15 protein-coding genes are annotated in these 20,969 nt (G+C 65.7%); 7 read left to right on the forward strand and 8 right to left on the reverse strand.

From position 1 onward, the window contains the following. Positions 1-13: 13 nt before the first annotated feature. The 4 genes from V6V89_RS28365 (at position 14) to V6V89_RS28380 (ending at position 3,722) form a co-directional block, all read left to right on the forward strand. Positions 14-835: a thiopeptide-type bacteriocin biosynthesis protein gene (locus tag V6V89_RS28365; protein WP_334622519.1), complete on the forward strand. Its 822-nt coding sequence runs from the start codon at positions 14-16 to the stop codon at positions 833-835. Further along, positions 832-1,923 carry a hypothetical protein gene (locus tag V6V89_RS28370; protein ID WP_334622520.1) on the forward strand — a complete coding sequence of 364 codons (1,092 nt, stop codon included), beginning with the start codon at positions 832-834 and terminating at the stop codon, positions 1,921-1,923. The genes V6V89_RS28365 and V6V89_RS28370 overlap by 4 nt, the downstream gene beginning before the upstream one ends. Positions 1,924-1,970: 47 nt before the next feature. Next, positions 1,971-2,528, forward strand: a complete 558-nt coding sequence (locus V6V89_RS28375; protein ID WP_334622521.1) for a 3'-5' exonuclease — start codon at positions 1,971-1,973, stop codon at positions 2,526-2,528. A 345-nt stretch (positions 2,529-2,873) separates the two neighbouring features. Then, positions 2,874-3,722, forward strand: coding sequence for an SAM-dependent methyltransferase (locus tag V6V89_RS28380; RefSeq protein WP_334622522.1), 849 nt, complete (start codon positions 2,874-2,876; stop codon positions 3,720-3,722). On the opposite strand, the gene V6V89_RS28385 is transcribed toward V6V89_RS28380, so the two are convergent. The 6 genes from V6V89_RS28385 to V6V89_RS41875 all read right to left on the reverse strand — a co-directional run bounded on the left by V6V89_RS28385 (position 3,711) and on the right by V6V89_RS41875 (position 14,453). Further along, positions 3,711-4,016: a YciI family protein gene (locus V6V89_RS28385; RefSeq protein WP_334622523.1), complete on the reverse strand. Its 306-nt coding sequence runs from the start codon at positions 4,014-4,016 to the stop codon at positions 3,711-3,713. The two genes, V6V89_RS28380 and V6V89_RS28385, sit on opposite strands and share 12 nt — an antisense overlap. A gap of 40 nt (positions 4,017-4,056) precedes the next feature. Further along, positions 4,057-4,896, reverse strand: coding sequence for a pentapeptide repeat-containing protein (locus V6V89_RS28390; protein WP_334622524.1), 840 nt, complete (start codon positions 4,894-4,896; stop codon positions 4,057-4,059). Further along, positions 4,893-8,498, reverse strand: coding sequence for an nSTAND1 domain-containing NTPase (locus tag V6V89_RS28395; RefSeq protein WP_334622547.1), 3,606 nt, complete (start codon positions 8,496-8,498; stop codon positions 4,893-4,895). The genes V6V89_RS28390 and V6V89_RS28395 overlap by 4 nt, the downstream gene beginning before the upstream one ends. Beyond that, entirely contained in the window at positions 8,482-9,996 is a 1,515-nt protein-coding gene (locus tag V6V89_RS28400) for a carbamoyltransferase C-terminal domain-containing protein (protein ID WP_334622525.1), read from the reverse strand. The genes V6V89_RS28395 and V6V89_RS28400 overlap by 17 nt, the downstream gene beginning before the upstream one ends. A gap of 380 nt (positions 9,997-10,376) precedes the next feature. Further along, positions 10,377-13,574 (reverse strand): type I restriction endonuclease subunit R, encoded by a 3,198-nt coding sequence (locus V6V89_RS28405; protein WP_334622527.1) that lies wholly within the window; start codon positions 13,572-13,574, stop codon positions 10,377-10,379. Positions 13,575-13,631: 57 nt separating this feature from the next. Next, complete coding sequence (locus V6V89_RS41875; protein ID WP_442935235.1) at positions 13,632-14,453, reverse strand: restriction endonuclease subunit S; 822 nt, start codon at positions 14,451-14,453, stop codon at positions 13,632-13,634. On the opposite strand from V6V89_RS41875, the gene V6V89_RS28410 reads away from it, so the two are divergent. Continuing rightward, positions 14,367-14,663 (forward strand): hypothetical protein, encoded by a 297-nt coding sequence (locus V6V89_RS28410; protein ID WP_334622529.1) that lies wholly within the window; start codon positions 14,367-14,369, stop codon positions 14,661-14,663. The two genes, V6V89_RS41875 and V6V89_RS28410, sit on opposite strands and share 87 nt — an antisense overlap. A 133-nt stretch (positions 14,664-14,796) precedes the next feature. On the opposite strand, the gene V6V89_RS28415 is transcribed toward V6V89_RS28410, so the two are convergent. Both V6V89_RS28415 and V6V89_RS28420 read right to left on the reverse strand, forming a co-directional pair. After that, positions 14,797-16,419: a class I SAM-dependent DNA methyltransferase gene (locus tag V6V89_RS28415; RefSeq protein WP_334622530.1), complete on the reverse strand. Its 1,623-nt coding sequence runs from the start codon at positions 16,417-16,419 to the stop codon at positions 14,797-14,799. A 2-nt stretch (positions 16,420-16,421) separates the two neighbouring features. Further along, a complete protein-coding gene (locus V6V89_RS28420; RefSeq protein ID WP_334622531.1) occupies positions 16,422-18,392 on the reverse strand; it encodes a hypothetical protein in 1,971 nt (656 codons plus the stop codon). A 280-nt stretch (positions 18,393-18,672) separates the two neighbouring features. Here V6V89_RS28420 and V6V89_RS28425 point away from each other — a divergent pair, with 280 nt between their 5' ends. Continuing rightward, the gene (locus tag V6V89_RS28425; RefSeq protein WP_334622532.1) at positions 18,673-19,233 is read left to right on the forward strand and encodes a hypothetical protein; all 561 of its coding nucleotides are present in this window, start codon (positions 18,673-18,675) and stop codon (positions 19,231-19,233) included. A gap of 18 nt (positions 19,234-19,251) precedes the next feature. After that, entirely contained in the window at positions 19,252-20,856 is a 1,605-nt protein-coding gene (locus tag V6V89_RS28430; protein WP_334622533.1) for a DUF6119 family protein, read from the forward strand. Positions 20,857-20,969 lie beyond the last annotated feature (113 nt).

Here is a 20,969-nt window from a genome sequence, read left to right on the forward strand (position 1 = left end):
CCAGGGACCGCTCATGACCTCACCCGAATGGCGGCAGACCACCATCGGCTTCCCGGACCCCCATGCCGCCGACCAAGTAGCGATCACTCATCTCGCACCGATCTTGGCGGAAGCCGAAACCCGCCAGCTCATCACCGCCTGGTTCTACGTCCGCAAAGAAACCTGGCGGCTGCGCTATCTCCCCGGCTCCAGCACCGCCGAGGCCGACCACTACCTGACCGGCCAGCTGGCCCGCCTGTGCCACGACCGCCACATCAGCGCCGCCGTCCCCGGCATCTACGAGCCCGAGATCCACGCCTTCGGCGGCATCACAGCCATGGACGCAGCCCACCGGCTCTGGCACCACGACAGCCGCCACCTGCTCACCCCCGTCACCGGCCAGACACCCGCGCACCACCGTGAGCTGTCGATCATGCTCGTTGCGGCGATGATGCGAGCCGCGGGCCTTGACTGGTACGAGCAGGGCGACGTATGGGCTCGCGTCGCCGAGCATCGAGAACCGCCCGAGCCCGCGCTCGTCGATACCCTGCTGCACTCGGTGAAACGGCTTCTGAACGTCGACTCGGCCAGCCTTACAAACCAGGGGGCGCCGCTGGCCGGCGCTCGCACCTGGTTCGAGGCTTACACCGCCGCCGGCGACACCCTCAACCGGCTCAACCAGACCGCACGGCTGCAACGCGGCCTCCGCGCAACCCTCGCTCACTACGTGATCTTTGCCTGGAACCGGCGCAGTATCCCCGGCCTGCATCAAGCGGCCCTCGCCATCGCCGCCAAGACCATCGTCTTCGGCCCCGATCCCACCCTCACTGTGCTCGCCCCGGGTGGCGACTCATGAATCCGGCCGTCACCCGCAGGTTCCCACTGATCGCCCGGCGCCGACCCGTCTGCACGCCCCTGACCCAGCGCATCGTCGACCTCCAGGAACGCGCCGTCCTCGCCCGGGAGCGCGGCGATGTCACCTCGGCGACCGGGGTGTTCAACCTCGCCGCGCTCCTCGCATCGGACTGCGGCATGCCCAACCTGGCCCGCACCTGGTGCCACCGGCTCGCCAACCTTGCTCTCGACCACGACCACGATCCCCGGCACGCACTCGAACCCGTCGTGAACATCGCCCGCCTCCACATCCGCGCAGGCGACGGCCCCGCCGCCTGGGACCTGCTGGAAGCCCTGTTCCAGGCAATCGACAGCCGCACCGACATCGTGATCGACGGCCTCACCATCCCCGCCGCCCGCCTCACCGAGGCACCCGGCGCCTACGCCACAGCACGAACCTGGCTATGGACCGTCCTGCTCGGCACTGGCGCCCACGCCCTGGCAAGCGCCGGACGATGGGACGAAGCCGGCCACCGCCTCACCCAATACAAAGGCGTCGGCGCACGCATGCTCGACGGCAGGCAGATTACCGTCATCGCCCACGCCGCAGCAGGCCGCCACCAGCAGGCACACGCGATCCTGGAGGCCACCCAACCCGGCGAGCTGTGGGAGAACGCCGTCACCGCCTGCCTACTCCTGCTGGTGCCAGGGTCCGACACCCGAGACCACACGAACACGGCACTGACGGCCTACCACGCCCTCGGACCCGCCAAGCCCGGACTCACCGTCTTCCACACCCGGCTGGGCCTCACCCTCCTAGACGCGCTCGATAGCAGTCATCCAGCCGCCGAGCAGATCGCCGTGGAGCTGATCTTCCACGCCCTTGACGACGGGTACGCCGCCCGCGACCTATTGACCCACCCCACCTGCCTCGCCGCCGCCTGCCACCAACAGGTCAGCCAGCTCAATACGCTCGTCGCCACGTGTGGCCTTGACACAGGCACCCTGAGCGCAGGGAAACTGACACTCCTCCTCCGTGCTCTCGACATCGCCGAGTCGGCAATAGTGCGCCCCCGCGAGCGTCCTACCAGCCGACCCGGGCCTAACTAATTAGGAGAGGCATGGATGACGAGGCAGCGTGGACGAGCGCGCGGCTCGTGGCCGTCGATGTGGAAGACAACGGCCAGCAGCCACCGCGACTGGTGGAGCTGGCGGTCGTGCCGATCGATGCGGGTGTCATCGGCGACCCGGTGAGCTGGCTTGTCCGCCCGCCTAGTCCGATCACCTGGCAGGCCACCAAGGTCCACGGCATCACCGACCAGGATGTCGTCGAGCTGCCGGGCATCGCAGCTGTCGAGGCGGATATCCGCGAATATCTCGACGGCGCCGTCCTCGTCGCACACAACGCGCGCATCGACATCGATGTGCTGGCCCGGGAGTTGCCCAGCTGGCAACCGGCCGCGGTCATCGACACCCTCAGGCTGGCTCGTGCCCGGCTACCCCGCCAGGCCAGCTACCGCCTCGGTGTGCTTGTCCGGACGCTGCGACTGGACGAGGACCTGCCCCTAGGGTTGCGCCCACGCCGAGCCGCCTACGATGCGCTCGTGGCCGCCCGGCTGCTCGTCCATCTCGCCGCCAGCACGGGCGGCGATCCGCCTCGGCTGGGCGATCTCGTCGGCGCCGCGCCAACCAGCTCGCCCGATCAACTGTTCTGACAGCCGGCACCGCTGCGTTCGCCAAGAGAGAGATAACGAGCCGCGCTCGTGGAATGCTGGTCAGCGTTGATTGCCCAGAGGGCGCCGGCAAACCACCACCATCGACATCTAGCCGCGATGCTGACCGACGCCGGCCTGGCCGTCCACATGACAGCGCCGCCCACTCCAGACCCGATCGGAATGCTCGCCCGCGACCTGGCAGAGGCCGCCCGCGGTACCGTACTGGCCTGCGGAGGCAAATCCTCGCCCGAAGGAATGCCCGGCACGTCGGCAACGCTAGCCCTAGGGACTGCGAACCGTCACCGTCTGGCAGGTGAACGGTATCCGAGTCGCTACATTGTGTAGATGGGTGCCGACCTGGATCCGCTGGCGCGGACGGCGTTGTGGACGGCGTCGATGCGGGCGAGGGAGCATGCCCGGGATGATCGGCTGTTTGAGGAGCCGTTGGCGGAGCTTCTTGCGACCGAGCAGGGTCCGCAGATCATGCGCGGGTTCGAGGGCGAGGTGCAGCAGGGGGTCCAGGATCCGGCCCTCGCGGTACGTACCCGGTTCTTCGACGAGGCGATCGGCCGCGCTGCCGCCAGCGGCGTGCGGCAGTTCGTGTTCGTAGCGGCTGGGATGGACACCCGGGCGTACCGGTTGGTCTGGCCGGCTGCGACGGTGGTCTTCGAGCTGGACCGCCCGGCGCTGCTGGATCTCAAGCGTGCGCTGGTCGACGGATCAGGCGCCGAGCCCGGCTGTGACCTGCGACCGATCGGGGTTGACCTCCTCGAAGACTGGACGACACCGCTCCTTGACGCCGGCTTCTCACCTGTGCAGCCGGCGTTGTGGCTGGTTGAGGGGTTGCTGTACTTCCTGTCCGCTCATGAGCGCGACCAACTCCTCAAGGCGATCACAAGCATGTCCGCGTCGGGTAGTCGTCTGCTGGCGGACTACGTGACACAGACATCATTGGACAGTCCGCGTATGGAGGCGTGGCGGACCAAGATGGCTGCGAGCGGGCATCCGTGGAAGTCAGGCTGTGACGACTCGGAGAGCCTGTTCGCGGGTATGGGCTGGCGGGCGGCGGTCACGGCGTATGGGTCGCCGGCTGCTAACTTTGGCCGGTGGGCGGCGGCGATAATCGCGCCGGGCGTCATGGCGACGCGTGGCCGCTACCTTATTGCTGCAGTCATGGACAGGTCAGCGGTGTAGTCCGACGAAAGACGGCCCGACCCTGAACGGTTGCACGTCGATGCTGCGCCACACGTCGCCGGTCACGTAGGGTTCGATCTTCAGCCATGCGTCCAGCTCGGCACGGTCGGGGAAGTCCAGGACGAGGACCGATCCGATCATGTTTCCGGCCTCGTCAAGGATGGCGCCGCCATAGAGCATCTGCCCTTTGGCGACCATCGCGTCGCCGAGGGCGATGTGCTCGTCCCGGGCTCGCATCCGCCGGTTCAATGCCTGGTCGTCGTCGCCGTCGTGGGCGATGAGCAGGAACTGCATCGGCGTACCCTTCCACGTAACGACCGGTTACCGGACCCGGTCATCCACCAACGTGATCAACCATGTCGCCGTCATCGCGGCCGGGTGGCGGCGCGAAGCCTGCCGGCCAACGGGTTGCGCTGTTCCAGCGTACGCCGTCAAGGCTTGCCCGGCCGACGCGGCAGCCGGTGAGGTCGGCTCCGCGCAGGTCGGCGCCACTCAGGTCAGCGCCGGTGAGATCGGCGTCTTGCAGGGTCGCACCTTCGAGGTTGGCGCCGGCGAGTGTGGCCAGGGCGGCGTCGGCGCGTTCAAGTCGCGCCTGCGGCAAGATCGCGCTACTCAGGTCGGCCATTTCGAGGTTGGCCCGTTCCAGCACGGCGTCAGCGAGGTTGGCGCCGGCCATGCGGGCGCCAGAGAGGTTGGCGTGGGTCAAGTCAGCACCGGCGAGGACCGTGGTCTGGAGGTTGGCCCGTTCGAGGCGAGCGCCGCTCAGGTTGGCCCCGCTGAGCTGGGCGGCTTCCAGCGTGCCGTCGTAGAGCCAGCCTTGTGCGTCCAACTCGATCACGGCGCGGGCGGTCAGTCCCCGGTCGGTGCTGCCAAGCTCACGTACGAGTTGGCGGCGTAGTCGCTGGTCTTCTCGGCGGGCAGCGAACCGGTCGATGAGCAGGATCACGAAGGCCATGCCGATGAGCTCCGAGCCGACGTTGGCGTAGAGGTCGTCGAGCAGCCCGTTCCAGGTCCAGCCGTGGTGGTGGACGTGCCCGACGGTGAGTACCGCCATCCCGCCGAGCATGATCGCCAGCCCCACGCGGGACGCCGGCCAGGCTGTCCCTCGTCGTCGCGGCCGTGCGGGGTGCGGGGCGGCGCCCTGGCGGCGGGGCTTGATGCGTCGGCGTCTCATCGTCCGGTCCACGGCAGTGGGTTGGGCCGGTCAGGCGTCCAGTGTGGATCGATCTCGGGGACGGTGACAGCGAGCCGGAAGGTGATGTAGTAGTTGCGGTTGGACGGGATGTGGGCGTTGCGGCAGGCCGAGCGGGCGTAGCGGGGGCCGAGGTTCCAGCAGCCGCCGCGGAGCACCTTGCGATCGCCGTCGTCCGGTCCGACCGGGTCGGCCCGGGGCTGATCGCTGTACGGTCCGTACCAATCCTGGCACCACTCCCAGCACTGTCCGTGGATATTGAACAGTCCGGCCGGGCTGGGCCGCAGCAGACCGGCCTCGTGGGTCTTGAGGCCGGAGTTGTCGGCGTACCAACCGAACAGGCCAAGCAGCTCGCGGTCACTGCCGAAGCTGTACGCGGTCGAGGTCCCAGCGCGGCAGGCGTGCTCCCACTCAGCCTCCGTGGGCAGCCGAAACCGCCACTGCTGCGCGCCTCGGCTATCCTGCGCCGACGCCCCCACACCGATCACTTCCGTGCTGAGCCAATCGGCGTACGCGGTGGCCTCGAACCAGGTGGGGGCGACGACCGGCTCGACACCCAACGGGCTCCATTCGTCGATGTTCGGCAGCCCTCGGGTGTTGGTGGCGGCCATGAACCGTTCAAACTCGGCGCGGGTCACCTCGCGCTCGCACAACGCGTACGACCGGGTCAGGGTAACGGGCTGGCGGGGCGACTCGTAGTCGCTGCGCTCGGCCTCGTCATCCGGCGAGCCCATGAGAACGTGACCCGGCCGCACCACCACGAACGTCATGGACTCGTTCCCGCTGTCCACGGTGAACCATCGACGCCGCCCCGTAGGGTCATACGGTGCCCTTGGCGCCGGCTGGCCGCTGGTAACCTCCCACCGGCGCAGCAGCCACACCGCGGCGGCGCGCACGCCCGCGTCGTCGTCGCCCCGCAAGTCGGCAACCCTGGCCGAGATAGCACGGGCAGAAGACGCTGCCGGATCGGGCGGCGGGTATTGGCCCATGGCGAGCAGCAGCGTGTACTTGGCTCGGCTGCCCGCAACCGTGGCAAGTTGGCCAGCAAGGTCGGTGGCGGATACCAGCAGCCGCTGCGCATGTACGGTGAACTGGGTCAACAGCTCGGGGTCGGACGCCGGCGCGAAAAGGTCGTCCAGGTCGGGCCGGGAGCCCAGCCGCAGCAGGGCGCACAGCGCGGTAGCCCGGCGGCGGCCGGTCCAGACCCGCTGCGCTTCGGTCTCCGCCCCGACCGGGGCGGTATGCGCGGCATCGTGCAGGACCTCGACCGCCGCAGGTGTCGACACGTTCTGCAGGGCGTCGAGGATCTGTTCGAAGTTCTGGGATCTGGCGTGGACCACCATCCGGGCGAGCAGCTCAGGCTGGTCGGCGGCCAGGTCGAGCAGAATCGCGGCTGTGGTCGCCTGGGCCGCAGCGCGCAGCTCGGTGGTGTCGGCGAAGACGTCCAGCAGCGGCTCGAACAACCATTCGCGTACCGGCCGCAGCCCGTCGACGAAAACACGCAGGTGCAGCTGATTCTGGCCGACCAACCGGGCCGCCACGCCCATCGCGAAGGCCGGCCACCGTTCGTCGTCGGGCGCGAAGTCGGCCAGCAAGACGGCGCTGAACATGTGCTCCCGGGCGCCCACCGCGTCTGCCGTGGCCATGTCCCACAGCCGGGTCAGCAGCGCGGCGCGAAAGGGGCGCACTGCGTCACGGACCGCGATCAGCTCGTCCGGCCACAGCTGGCCAACCTCCGCGATCAGGTGCTCGGCCTGGGCCGGATCCGTACTGAGTAACGCGACGCGCACCCGCCACCGCTGCCCTGCCGCCCCACCCTCCAGCCGGCCGCGCAACACGGCGTGCACATCCTCGCTCTCCTCGGCGAATGTCTCGGCGACCTCGAGTACCTCCCGCGGCACCACGCTCAGAAGTTGGTCGATGCGACTCAATGCCTGGCGGCGGGTCTCTTCATCGTGTTCCCGAATGCTCGCCTCGACGTAGTCAAGCAGGTCCGCCGCGACGGCATCGCGTCCTTTGACCGCCAACCAGCGTTGCGCCTCCTCCAGGAGGCTGCCACGTAGCAGGGCATCCTGGTGACCTGCGGCGTGACGCCATTCGGCGAGCCACTGGCGTGCCCGCTGCTGCCACAGCAGGAACTGCCGGTCCTCAACCAGCCACACACGAAGCCGCTCCCAGGACCGGATGATCGCCTCGTGGGACAGCTCGACTGTCGGGCCAAGGGTATAGTCAGCATCGGTGACGACCAGGCGGGCGTTGGCCAACGCCCCGATCACCACGTCCACCCGCGGCAGCGAGGCCAGCTCCACGATGGGAGTGCGGCGGCGGGCGTCATTGCCGTCCTCCTCCGGACGCGCGACCTGGACCAGCCGCACCAGCAGCTGCCGCGCGGCATACTGCTGCTCGGGCGACAGACCGACGTAGACCTCTTCAGCGCGGGCAGTGATCGCACCGGCAAGGTGTCCGATCTGTTGATATGCCTTGTGCGTCAACGACATGCCCCGCCGCATGTCCCACAACCGGGTCAGCGCGAACTCCAACAGCGGCAGGTTGCCCGGCTCGGTACCCGCGTCATCGAGGATCCGATCGGCCAAGCCGCTATCCAACGCGAGACCGACAAGGCGAGCCGGCTCGACGATCGCCTGGCGCAGCTCGGCGCGGCTCATCGGCGGCAGGTGAACCACGTTGTCCTGCAACAGGTCCGAGAAGTCGCGGCGGGCGATCACCTGGCCGTAGAAGTCACCCCGAAACGTCAGCACCACCTTCACCGGCACCCGACGACGTGCTGCGGCCATGCGCACCAGCAAGGTCAGGAAGCCGTCGACCACGGCCGGAGCGGCACCGTGAGTGAACAGCTCCTCAAATTGGTCGATAACCACAAGCGTCGTTGCGCCCGCGCCCGACCGACGCGTACGAACATCGAGCGCCGCCGCGATGGACGCCTCGGTCACTGTGGACACCTCGGTCGCCGAATCGGCGTGCTGACCCGTATCCTGCGGGCTTAGTGCGTTGGCGAACGCGGCGAACGGGTCGGGGCCGGGCCGCAAGGACACCACGTCCCACTCCGCTGACCGGCGCAGCCGAGGAACGACCCCAGCGAACACCACCGACGACTTGCCGCTACCCGACGCACCCACTACCGCGACCAGCGGACTGGCGTCGAGCTTTCCAGTGATCCGCGCGATCGCCGCATCACGCCCGTGAAAGAATCGGGCGTCCGCCTGCCGGAACGCGGCCAGGCCGCGATACGGGCACGGGAAATCCTCGCCGGCCACAACAGGCGAGTGCATCAACGCTGACTGCGGTTCCCGGCGATACAGCCGCCAAATCCCATCGGCGGCAGCCTCCGGCAGGCGTAGCACGCTGATGAACCCGGTCAGGTACTGGGCACTGGGCGCGCGTTCCCCACGCTCGAAGCTGGACACCGCGTGCTCGTGGAACCCGATCCGCAGCGCGAGATCCCGCTGCGACATGCGCGCCTCCAAGCGCAACAGCCGTAGCACCTCGCCCAACTGCCCTTCGGCCTGGTCGACCTGATCGGCCACTGTGCCCGCCTCCATCGTCGCGTCAGCCACCTCCCGCATCGGACCGCACGTACAGGTGGTCGCCGATGACAAACCCGTCGATGCTCCGCTCACCCACGTACTCGACGAGGTCGCTCGTGCGGTTGATAAAGCCGCGACCCGCGAAGTTAAGCGAGGTGTTACACAGCACCCCCACGCCCGTCCGCGCGGCGAACGCGCCGAGAAGGTCATGCAGAACCGGGTTCTCGTGCGCCGCCACCGTCTGGACCCTGGCGGTACCGTCGACATGGGTGACCGCGCCCAGTCGGCCATCGCGCACCCGCTGAAAGAACAGCATGTGCGGACTCGGCCCGGTCCAATCGAAGTAGGCGGACACGTCCTGCTCCCGGCACACCGGCGCGATCGGGCGGTACGGCTCGCGCTGCTTGATCACGTTGAGGCGATCCCGGGTGTCGGGGTCGAATGGAGCCGCCAGCAAGGATCGGTTGCCCAACGCCCGCGGGCCGATCTCCGCCCGCCCCCGAGCCCACGCGATCACCAGGCGCCGGGCCAACAGGTCGGCCACCAGAGTCAGATCCAACGGGTGTCGAGTGAACGCGTCCGGCACGGGCACGTCCTCGACAAAGTCCGCTCCGCTGTACACGCTCCAGGAGACCTTCGCATTGCCCTCGAAGTACCACTGGGCGTCGATGGCCGTACCGATCGCCGAGCCGCTGTCGTTGGGGCACGGCGGTACGAACACTTCGGCGAACAGGCCGCACTCGCGCCAGCGGCTGTTCCAGTCGCAGTTCAGCCCGCAGCCACCGGCGATCAGCAACGGGTACCCCTTGGTCAGCGTCGTATGGGCCACCCTGTAGAAGGAGTCGAAGATCGTGGCAGAGTGGTGCGCGGCGAGATTGGCGAACGCCTGCGACGTGACACCCGCGTCGTAGAACGGCGATGCGGCCAGCTCGCTCTTCGGGCTGGTCAACAGGATCGAGCGACGGGACAGGACCCAGTCGATGAGGTCAAGCTCGCCCGGCGTGATCGGCGAGCCGTCAGCGTATCCCGCCAACGCCATCAGCTTGCCGGCGTTGGAAAACCTGAACCCGCCGTTTACCGCCGTGGTCGTGGAATCGGCCAGCGCGAAGATGTACTGGTACTTGTTGCCCGGGTCCTCCATCACGTCCGCCACCCGGATCACGGTGACGTCCGGCGTGATCTCGTAGAACGAGCCGATGTTGCCCTCCCACACCAGCGCATAGCACGGCTCGCCCTGCGGAAACGGCGACATCCCGTACGCGGACAACAAGTGCGAACGCTCATGCGTCGACGAGAACGTCCGCACGTGCTTGCCGAACACGCGGCGCTCACCCACCTGCGTGTGCTGGCCGTCCCAACCGAAGTAGCCAGCACCGAGCCGCCGGTCCATCGAATGGAACCCCTTGACCCACCCACTGAGGCACAGCACATCCGGAACGTCGTCGACCAGGTCGAGCGCGTCCAGCACCGCGCTGGGCGTCACATCCGCGTACCGGGGAAACGAGTCCTTCTCCGCCTCGATCGAAAACTCCAACACGCCGTCCCGGATAAAGGCGACGGTACCGTCGTGACCCGGTTTGAAGGACAAGATCCGCAACGCCTGCCCCCAGACTCAGGTCACCACTGTAAGTTGCGACCAAACTACTCATCGATGTCCGGCTAGGCAAAGACATTCACAGACGTGCAGGCTGGCAGCCCGGTCGCGCCTAGCCAGGTGGCCGCGACCAGACTCGGGCGCCCGAACCGGTGGCCGAACTCCGGCCCTGCTGACGCACGCCACTGCTCGGGGCGCATGTGCCTGCATCAGGCACCCGGAGTCCGAACCCATGATCGTGAGCGAGCCAGCCCGATACCGGGGCTAACCTCATGCTGGCCGCCCCGGACCACGAGTCACCCGTGCAAGCTCGCGGTCAGCGGTCAGACGTCCTGGTCTTCGATGTAGGTACGGGTCTGCCTCAGTACGAGGTCAACCGCGGCCTGCTGCGCGTCCGGGGGGTAACCGAACTTCGCAAGCAGTCGCTTGACCTTGCTCCGGACGAGTGCTTGCGCCTGGTCGCGGATGTGCCAGTCTCGCGGGAGGTCTTGCAGCTCTTGGACCAAGGCTTTGGCGATGTCGGCGAGCACCGCATCCCCGAGGAGCTGCTTGGCGGAGTCGTTTTGGGCGACGGCATCATAGAACGCGAGTTCGTCTTCGGTCAGTCCGAGTTCAGCGGCCCGGCCGCGGTCGGCTGAGATTTCCTTCGCCAGACGCACCAGCGCCTCGATGATCTCCGCTGCGGTGAGACCCGCCATCCGGTAGCGTTCCATGGTCTTGAGCAGCTTGTCGGTAAAACCTTCCTGCTTAACAACGTTGTGTGGATGCACGACACGTATCTCTCGTGCGATCGCACGCCGTAGCGCCTCGACGGCCAAATTAGGACGCTGGCTCTCCCGGAGACTACGCAGAAAGTCCTCGTCCAGGTGGGACAGGTCGGGACGCTGGATGCCGGCCGCCTCGTAGATGTCAACGACCTCGTCGACGGCGACCGCGCTGGCCGTGAGTTGGCGAATTGCCAGTTCGATATCGGCACGGCTCGCCAGGCCGCTCTCGGCGCGTTCCTCGGCACGCAGCTTGGCCTGGTACTGGCGTACGGCGTTGTAGAACTCGATGTCGGGCCGCAAGGGGCGCAGCCGCGAGGAGCGGGAGCAGTTGCTGTATGCCTGCGCGAGCTTGCGCGCTGTGTCGGCGTAGCGCTGGGCCAGTGTAGGCTTCCCGTCTTCCGGATCCGGCTCGGGCCGTTTCAGGTAGTCGACCACATCGAGCGCGGCCTTGAGGAATGCCTTCTTGCGGCCGGAGTCACGGGTCGCCCGCCAGTTGATGCCGCTGAGCTGATCGTTGAGAATCCCGCACAGCTCGATGACCATGTCGGCCGCAGCCTCCGTCGTCTCGCCGATGGACTTCTGCGGCTCGGCGTCGGTGGCGGTGGTGTATTCCGCGAGCGCCTTGGTCAGGTTGTCTGCGATGCCGAGGAAGTCTACGACGAGTCCGCTGGGCTTCTCGCCCCATCGCCTGTTGACGCGAGCGATGGCCTGCATGAGCGCTGCCCCTCGCATCGGCTTGTCGAGGTAGAGGGTGTGCAGCGGCGGCGAGTCGAACCCAGTGAGCCACATCGACTGCACGATGACCAACTCCAGCGGATCGGTGTCGTCGGTGGCCCGGCGCTGGATCTTCTGTATCTCGCCCTTCGAGCGGTTGTGCGCTCCGACTAGGGCGGAGTCCTTGGCGCTGCCGGTGTAGACGACCTTGATCAGTCCTTCGGCGTCGTTGTCGGAGTGCCAGGTGGGCTCAAGATTGGTGATCTCTTGGTACAGGCTGGCGGCGATCTTCCGCGAGTAGCAGACGATCATGCCCTTGCCGTTGTTTCCGGTCAGGGCGAACATGTCGGCCCGGCGAGCCTTCCAGTGCGTGACGATGTCGCCGGCTAGTTTCGTCACGCGCTCGGGTGCGCCAACTACGTCCTCGTAGAGGGCGAATGCCCGACGCACCTCCGCCTGCTCGTCGGGGTCGAGATCGGAGGTCAGCAGGTCAGCTTCCTCATCGAACTCGATCGGCTCTTTGCCTTCAGGCAGGTGCACTGGGATGTGCCGGTTTTCGTAGAACACCCGGACGGTGGCGCCGTCGCGCACCGCCCGGCCGAGGTCGTAGACGTCGATGTAGTCGCCGAACACGGAGCGGGTGTTCGCGTTCACCTTTGAGATTGGCGTGCCAGTAAAGGCGATGAACGCAGCGTTGGGTAGCGCGTCATGAAGGTTACGTGCATAGCCCTCGATGTTCTCGTAGTGGCTGCGGTGCGCTTCATCGACGATCACGATGATGTTGCGTCGGGTAGACAGCGTCGGGAAGTAGACGTTGTTCTCCCGGTCCTCCTTCGTGCGCCAGAACTTCTGCAGGGTCGTGAAGACGATGCCGCCCGACGGCCGGTCGGCCAACAACTGCTGGATCTGCTCTTTGGTCTCAGCCCGCGGGAGCGTCCGCTCAGGCGTCAGCTCACTGGCAGCGAAGGTCGCATAAAGCTGACTGTCCAAGTCGATGCGGTCGGTGAGCACGACGAACGTCGGGTTACGCAGCGCTGGCTCTTTCATCGCCTTCGCCACGTAATACACCATCTCCATGCTCTTGCCGGAGCCCTGCGTGTGCCACACGACGCCGATCTTGCCGTTGCTCGCGACCGCAGTGACCGTCTTGTCGATCGCCTTGTTCACCGCGAACATCTGGTGCGCCTTCGCGACCCGTACGGTGTCGACGCCACCGCCACGCTCCCGCGAGAACGACGTGAAGTTCGCCAGAAGGTCAATGAACTTAGCTGGGTCGAAGACGCCGGCGATCATCGTCTCCAGTGCGGAGCCATCAGACACGTTCACCGGATGGCCGTCTGCATCGACGTCCCACGGCGCCATGTGCTCCCACGGCGTGAACAGGGTCCCGAGCCTGGCGGTGATGCCATCGCTGGCCACGGCGAAGACGGGCAGGGCGAGCGCGCCCGCCCCGAACTCACGCCGATAGGTCATCAACTGGTCGTACGCCTCGCGGGACCCCTCCTTCGCGCCCGCAGCCTTCAGCTCGAACACCGCAAGGGGAAGACCGTTGACGTAGGCAACAACGTCCAGCCGCCGAGAGTGCTTGCCGTCCTTGACGGTTACCTGGTTCGCCGCGACAAGCTCGTTGGCGTACGGGTCGACGAAGTCGATCACCCACACGGTCTCCGTGCGCGTCTGACCCGACACCGGGTCCTCGTACGTCACCTTCAGATCACCGGTCAGCAGCCGGTGCAGCCGATGCCGCTCGTGGAATGCGTCGGCAGACTCCCGCTTGGCGAACTCGTCAACGACCTCGCTGACGACCTCCTCAGGAAGCTGCGGGTTAATACGCGCGATCGCGTCCCGCAGCCGGCGGTAGAGGATCAGGTCATCCCACCGCCAGCGCTCACCGGAAAACTTGCGGGCGGCGTCGGGCCTACCTCGTGGTGCCAGTTCGACGCCATCGATGTGTTGCCACCAGTCGCCAAGCTGCTCAACAACATCTGCTTCCCACTCCGCCTCCGACGGGTCGCGCGGGAAGGTCGAGTCATCGGCCATGCGTCACCATCCGTTCGTCCGGTCTTGCTTGGGCCGCGTAAGTCTCTTCAACCAGGGTTAGACGGAAAGCAGTCGATCTATGTCCTTTATTCGGAGCGCACCGGAGACCAGCCTGGGCAGCAACATGTCCCGAAGGGCCGATAGGCATCGAGTCTCGTCAACGCTCGCGGCCATTAGCCGCAGCAGGGGAGCGAGTTTACTTGTGAGGCTGCGGCATTCGGATTCCGCAGGAAGGGAGACGCGTTCTGTCGCTGCAATGTTCCTATTCAGGCCGGGGACAGCCGAGTCCCCGACCAACTCACTCAGCCCAGCATTTCGAAGCAAGAAATAGGTGAGTTCCGGTGAGAGGTAGCCGAGTTTCGGCTTGGCGTAGAATGCCGTGTCGATCACCCAGCATGGTGTTGGCGACCACGAAACGCAACCTGCGTTTGCGCCCTTCCGTCCAATCACGACACTTGGACCGGACGTCAGGGCGTCTGAGTGCCATCCAATTCGGCCAGTGCAGCCGAACACTGGGACCTCGCCGGGTCGGCGTTCCGAGTCGCGAAGAGCCTTGCCGTAGACTAGGTCAACCGCTGTTCCGAGTTGCATTACCTCGGCTTTTGCCGCGCGGTCGAAAATTGCACCGGCAAGGTTCAATGCGGTTTGCGCGATTTGCTCATTGATCGCAATCTTGCCGTCCAGGGCTCCCAGGACGCTTGCGATGGCACGCTGTTCGGCCTCAGGCGGTATGACGACTTCAAATCGTTCGATGTGCCCCTTAGTTAGGGCGCGCCGTGATCCTCCGGAGTTATGGTTGAGCATGTATTCGCGAATCAATGGATGCGAGAGGTAGCGCTGAAGAAACTCCGGGACAAGCTCGTTCCCTGGCCGAATGATGGCGACATGCTGATTAACCCTTGCGGGAAGGACGTCGGCTGGAACAACACAGCAACGTGCTATTGTGTCCCCGTCTCCGGTAATGTTGAGAAGGACATCGCGAGGTTCCACTGCCACACCTCGCAGCTTGTCGGCGGCATACCCGTTAATGAAGGCGAGACCGTCGCGCAGGAACGCGTGATCGAGGACATTCTGGGATCGAATGAATGACGTCCCATGTACCTCGTACACGGCTGCCCCACCCTTGGGTGTAGCACCACTACCAATCTTCGAACACAATGGCCCCAGCCGTTCGAGTCGCCAACCAGCAGGCAAGGAGGTTCCAAGCGGAGTTACGACTGACTCAGGCACCGATCCTCCCGAGCTGTTCGCGCACGATGCTTTCGAGGCGATCTGCCTCATCGAAGTGCGAGTAGAGCTCCTTCGTCAGTCTCGTTATCTTGTCCTCGATGGGTTCGTCGTCATCAGATTCTGCCAGCCTCGTTCCGACAAATCGCCCCGGAGTGAGAATGAAATCGTGCTCGCGAATCTCGTCCAAAGAGGCGGACTTGCAGAATCCGAGAACGTCGGCGTAGTCAATGGTGCGGTCGGTGCCGCGCCATGCATGGTACGTGTCGGCGACACGCTTGATCTCGTCGTCCGTGAGTTCGCGCAGCGTTCGATCCACCATCTTGCCAAAGCTGCGGGCGTCTATGAATAGAAGTTGATTGGTGCGGTCGATGAGCCTCCGGCCACGACCTGGGCTCTTGTCTCTGGCAAGGAACCACACACAGACCGGAATGGTAGTGGAACGGAAGAGCTGGCCGGGCAGGGCGACCATACACGCGACCAGGTCAGCTTCGATCATTTTGCGACGAATGTCGCCCTCACCAGAGTGCTTGCTGGCCATAGAGCCGTTGGCGAGCACAATGCCTGCGCGGCCTTTCGGAGAGAGTTTGTGGGCCATGTGCTGAAGCCACGCGTAGTTGGCGTTGCCGACCGGTGGAACGCCGTATTCCCATCGGGGGTCGAACGGTAGGCGTTCGCCGCCCCAGTCGGAGATATTGAACGGCGGGTTGGCCATTACGACGTCGAAGCGCATATCTGGGTGTTGATCTTCGTGGAAACTGTCGCCCCAGCGAGGGCCGAGGTTGGCGCTAATGCCGTGGATGGCAAGATTCATCTTCGCCAATTGCCAGGTGTTCTTGTTGGATTCCTGTCCGAAGACCGAGATGTCGAAGGGATTTCCGCCATGTTCTTCGATGAACTTCTCGGCTTGGACGAACATTCCTCCGGAGCCGCATGCCGGGTCGTAAACACGGTCCTTCTGTTGCGGTTCGAGGACTTCGACGATGAGTTTGACGATGCTCTTGGGGGTGAAGTATTCGCCGCCGCGCTTGCCTTCCGCGAGCGCGAACTTCTCCAGGCAGTATTCGTAGACCTCCCCGAGCAGATCGCGGGCCGTACGAGGCTTGCCGTCTGCGCCAGTTTCGTCCTTGAATCCAAGCTTGTTAATGAGATCGACGAGTTCACTCAAGCGGCGGGCGTCGACACCCCGACTGTTGAACAGCCCTTGAGGCAGGGCGCCCTTGAGGTCAGCGTTGGCTTCGCCAATAGCGCGCATCGCGCCGTCGAGTAGTTGGCCGACCGTTGCCTCACCCGCGCCGGTCTTGGCGCGTTCGGCAATGGTGGCCCAGCGGGCACCGGCAGGGACCCAGAAGATGTTCTTGCGGGCGTATTCGTCGGGATCTTCGAGAAGGCCGAGTTGCCGGTCACCGGTAATATCCTCGGCTTCCAACTCCTGGGCGATTTCTTTACGGCGTTCGTCGAAGGAGTCGGAGGCGTACTTGAGGAAGATGAGGCCGAGGACGAAGTGCTTGTATTCGGCGGCGTCCATGCTGCCGCGCAGCTTGTCTGCGGCCTTCCATAGGATGTCCTTTAGGTCGGCCGGTTTGTCGTCGGCCGGCTTGCGCGTGCGTGGCGGCACAGTCATCTCCCTCGTCGGTTGTTCGGCGTAGCTAGTTCGTCGGGGCCAAGCGTGAAGGCTCCGTCGGCGATGCCATCGCCGATGCGGGCCTGCAGCGTCTCCAGGACGGCGACTCTGTCACGGGCCAGTTGGGTGGCCTCGTGCAGTTGGTAAAGGACGTCGTCGAGCCGGTCGCGGGCGGTATCGCTGATGTATGGCAGTTGCATTTGAAGCAGGCCGGAACGACGTACGTGTGATCGGCCGGTGCGGGTTGCGTTGCGGGAGGCGCGCAGCAGCGCCGCAAGGGCGTGGGGGCCAATCCAGGGTTTCTGTGGTTCGTCGCGGAAGGTGCTGGCGTGCTTGCGGTGTCCGGGAACGCGTAGACCTTGGGCTGGGAACATGAGAACACTGCCGCCGTCGTCGTCGACGATGACGGGCAGGGAGGGGTCGGCGAGCAGGAGCACATCGCCAGGCTCGGTGAGGGTGGCCGCATTGTGGCTGGCGAGGTTGGCCAGGTCGACGCGTCGGATCCCGATTGGCTGCTGGCCGAGGAGTTCTTCCCGGCCGACGATGCGCTGGCCGTTGCGGCTGATGGCGGTGGGCGTGATTCGGTGACCACGCAGGTGGATGAGCTGGCCGGCTTGCAGCAGCTCTCCGACGGTGGTGTGGCGTGGCTCTGTGCTGGAGGGCCGGAAGGTGATCCGGTCCAGCACCTTGAGGACCTCGCCCTGTTCGGCTTCTATCACGCGCGTCGCCGCAGCACGGGCTTGCCGTGCTTGGGTAAGACGTTCGTCAGCGTTGGTCGATGGGACGAGTATGTGCGCAGGTACGAGGGATGAGGCGGAGTTGAGGTGCGAGCGTGCGACATCGACGCACGGCGGTTTGCCACGGCCGCTCTTTGGGCCGGCGAGGAGTCGGACAGTCTCGCCGATCCATCCCTCGCCGTGTTCCCGGTGGATCTGGTCGGCATCGCAGATGGTGACAGCTAGCGGCCGGCTGCTGCCGGGGTCCCGGAGCACAAGTAACGCGTGATCAGCGCCAACGACGTTCGGGTAGACGCTGCGGGGAAGCTGGATGATGGCGTGCAGGCGCCCTTGACGAAGCAGCGCATCGCGCGCCTTGACGACGGGCAGGTTGCCCCTGCGGCTGAGCACCCACTGAGGGACAACAATAAGTGCGAAGCCGCCGGGAGCGAGCCAGTCAGCGGAGGCGAGGGCCCATTGCAGCGGCTGATCAGGGCTATCTGCGTGTTCGCCGGGCTGGAATGGTGGGTCCGCGAGCACGACATCAGACACGGCTTCGGCCTCGCGGGCTTCTGCACCGTGACAGAGCAAGCGCAGGCGCAGCAGACTCGGCTGGCTGGGATCCGCCCGGGAGAACGAGAGTGCGCGAGCACCGGCGTCGGCAGTCGTTGCCAGGAGCCTGCCCGTCGTGGCGGCCAGTTCGGTGACGCTCAGCGTGTCCCATCCGGCGTACATCTCCGGCACGAGGTTGGCGATCAGTTCACAGATGCCACGAGGTGTTTCTGAGCGTGCGCCGGACCATCCCTTGTTCGTAGCCAGGACGTAGAGCTGCTCGGCGGCTCGGGCTGGGCCTAGATCTGACCGCAACTGCTGGATGGTCTTCGCCACGTGTTGCTCAGCGGTCTCGATGGTTAACGCTTCGGCGGTCTCGGACTCGTACGCGAGGAGCAGCTCTAGTCCACGTTGCAGGAAGGCACCCGGTTCAAGCTCGTTGCCGTGAGCCGAACCATTCAGGTTGTGGCGGAACACATCGCCGTATGTACGCGCGGCGGGGTGACTGTCAAGCTCACCTGACCGCTGCGGTCGCCCGTCGAGCCACGTCGCGACCGCCTCGGCGTCGAAAAGTGGCTGTTCGGTGGTGCCGCTAACCGGAGCCGGAAAATCAGGGTGACGGCGTCGCCAGTTGCTCACCGTTGCCCGTCGTGTCCCCGCATAGCGGGCGATTTGTCCAGATGAGACGTACGCTGCCACCTTCGCCTCCTTCCGACTGCTCTGGGCGTGGAAGGAAACTCTAGCGGCTTCCGGCTGATGGGCAAAGCAACCTCGTGATAAGTGGTCTTATCACTTCCACAAGCGTCAGCGGCAGGATCACCGCTTATCACGGCCAAAGCAGGAGATTGCACGGTCGGTCCGCTGGAATCAATCTCGCCGGACGTGATCGTTGCCTGCTGTGACTTCGGTCCCGATCCAGCTACACCCTCTGCGCTGGTCGTGATCACGTGTCACGAGGGCTTACGCCCAACTTCTCCCGATGAACGCACAGCTGTGCGTTCACCACCTTGTTGCGCGCTCCACCATGTCGAGGATCATCGTGGTCACGATTTGCAAAAACTGCGGCAAACATGCCTATTGCAGCGATACGTTCGCAATCACGGTCGCACTCCGATGCTCGCGGTCTCGCGGCGTGGCGCTGCGCGTCTACCGCTGCCCGCATCGGCGCGGGTGGCATCTGACGAGCCAGTCGACCTGGATCACGAGTCCTGGCAAGCCACCCACGGCAGAGGGCTGTGGTTATCGCGGCCGGATGGCGGCGGTGCTCGCCGACCAGATCACCGTAGACGAGGCGGTGCTGGTGAACGTTGCAGCCATCGACAGCAACCCACAATGCTCGCTGTCCGCTGCCCGAGCGGCTGTGGATACCTGGTTTCGCTGGGGCTTGGTCTACGCCAACGGACCCACCGTCACTGCCGTCGATGTCGATGCTCTGCGAGAGATTGCCGAACAGGGCTGGAACCGCTGGCTTTCCTCACGTCTGGCCGGTCCAACGATCTTGCGGATCGGCCCTCGTCACGGTCGAACCTCCGTTGCCTGACTTCTTAAGGAGATGCTGATGCCCCGGACACCCGCTTCCCGAGCGCGTGTCACCGTGTACCGGCTCACCGGCACCGCACCGCTCAACGCCCTGATCCGCGACAAGTACCTTGACCGACCCGAGTTCGTCGCCGAGCGGGTGACCGTCGCGGGCGCGACCGGCCTCCTGCTCTCGGGACAGATCCGCGCCGAGACGGTCCGGTGGGCAGATAGCCTCGCCGGCTACACCGGCCTCGACATCGAGGCCCACAACGACACCGCAGCTGCGGCGCTCCTGCTCAAGGTCGAAGGACACGTCTACGCGCTCTGCTACGGCATGGGCCATCACCTGCTCGACTATGGCCTGGTCGAGCCCGGCTTCGGGCTGCAATACCTGGCGCGCGTGGCCGACGTGGACGACCTGCGATCCGTCACCCGGCACACCATCGACCACCGAGCATTGATCGATCGTCGATCGATCCCCACGGGCGGCGACGTTCGCGCCTTCGGCCTCGCCGAACTCGGCACCGTCGTGAGCAAGGTCGTGGGGCGTGGGATCGTCGCGCCCGGCAGCAAAGCGGTCACCATCCGCGGCGCTGACGCGCTGAACCTGCCACTCGGCCGGGATCCGGCCGAACTGATCAAGGACTTGGCCGCTGTCGGGGCAACCCTGACGCAGCCCATTACCCACCCCGATCTCGAGCTGCTGACACGGCTCACCCCGTTGCAGCCACGCCACCCGCAACGCAAGAAGCTCGACGCCCGTCTGAACGATGCCCTGCGCGGGGAGACCGACGAGCGGCTCGGCACCGGCTGGCCGTGGGAGCAGTCCGACGAGTTCGGCGCCGTCGACACCGTTCGACTGCTGCACGTCCCGGGCGCCGAGAATGTCACGCTGCCGTGGCTGTCGATCGACGAGCTTAAGAAGATCGCCGGAGAGCGGCCGTCCCGGAACCCGCTCGACCTGTTCCGCACGGTCAAGGTCATGCTCATGGCTGACGACGACACACAGCTGAGCCCGCAGATCCCGGCCCTCAAATGGATCGCGTTCGAGACTCGCATCGACGACAAGCTCTACTTCTTTCACGACGGCCGATGGTTCGCGGTCGCCCAGGACTACGAGGGCCAGGTCCGCGCGGAAGCGGCCCGGATCCTCGCCAACCGGTCCGCCCTGGCCCTGCCCGCCTGGCGCAAGGGGCAGGAGGAGAAGGACTACAACAAGCTCGTCGCTCGCCGTGATCGGAGGTACCTGGTTCTCGACCGCAAGCTGATCCACACCGCCGTACACCCGCGGGGTATCGAGCACTGCGACCTGCTTGGACCAGACGACGAGTTCATCCACGTCAAGCGGCTTCGTGGGTCCGACGACGCCAGTCACCTGTTCGCGCAGGTCCACGTCGCCATCGAGCAACTCCTGTACGACGCCGAAGGGCGACGCGCGCTCGTGCAGAAGATCGCCGTCCTCAGCGAGGGAAAGCGAACCGCGCCCGAGATACCCGCCAAGGTCGTTCTCGCGATCGGCGGGCGAGACAAGCTGCGCGTCGATGACCTTTTCACGTTCAGCCAGGTCACCCTGGTCCGCCTCGCCCAGCACCTGGAGACCCGGGGCATCCAGGTCGAGGTCATTGCGATCCCGTCTTCGTGACGTCGCCTTACCCGCACCTTTCGACATCGAGGTCAATATGTCGGTATCACCCGTCCGAGCGAACCACCACAGAAGTGTCGGTCCTGTCCCGTACCCTCACGCGTCGTGAAGAC

Origin of the sequence: Micromonospora sp. CPCC 206061 (genome assembly GCF_036906915.1) — a bacterium.
Taxonomy (GTDB): domain Bacteria; phylum Actinomycetota; class Actinomycetes; order Mycobacteriales; family Micromonosporaceae; genus Phytohabitans.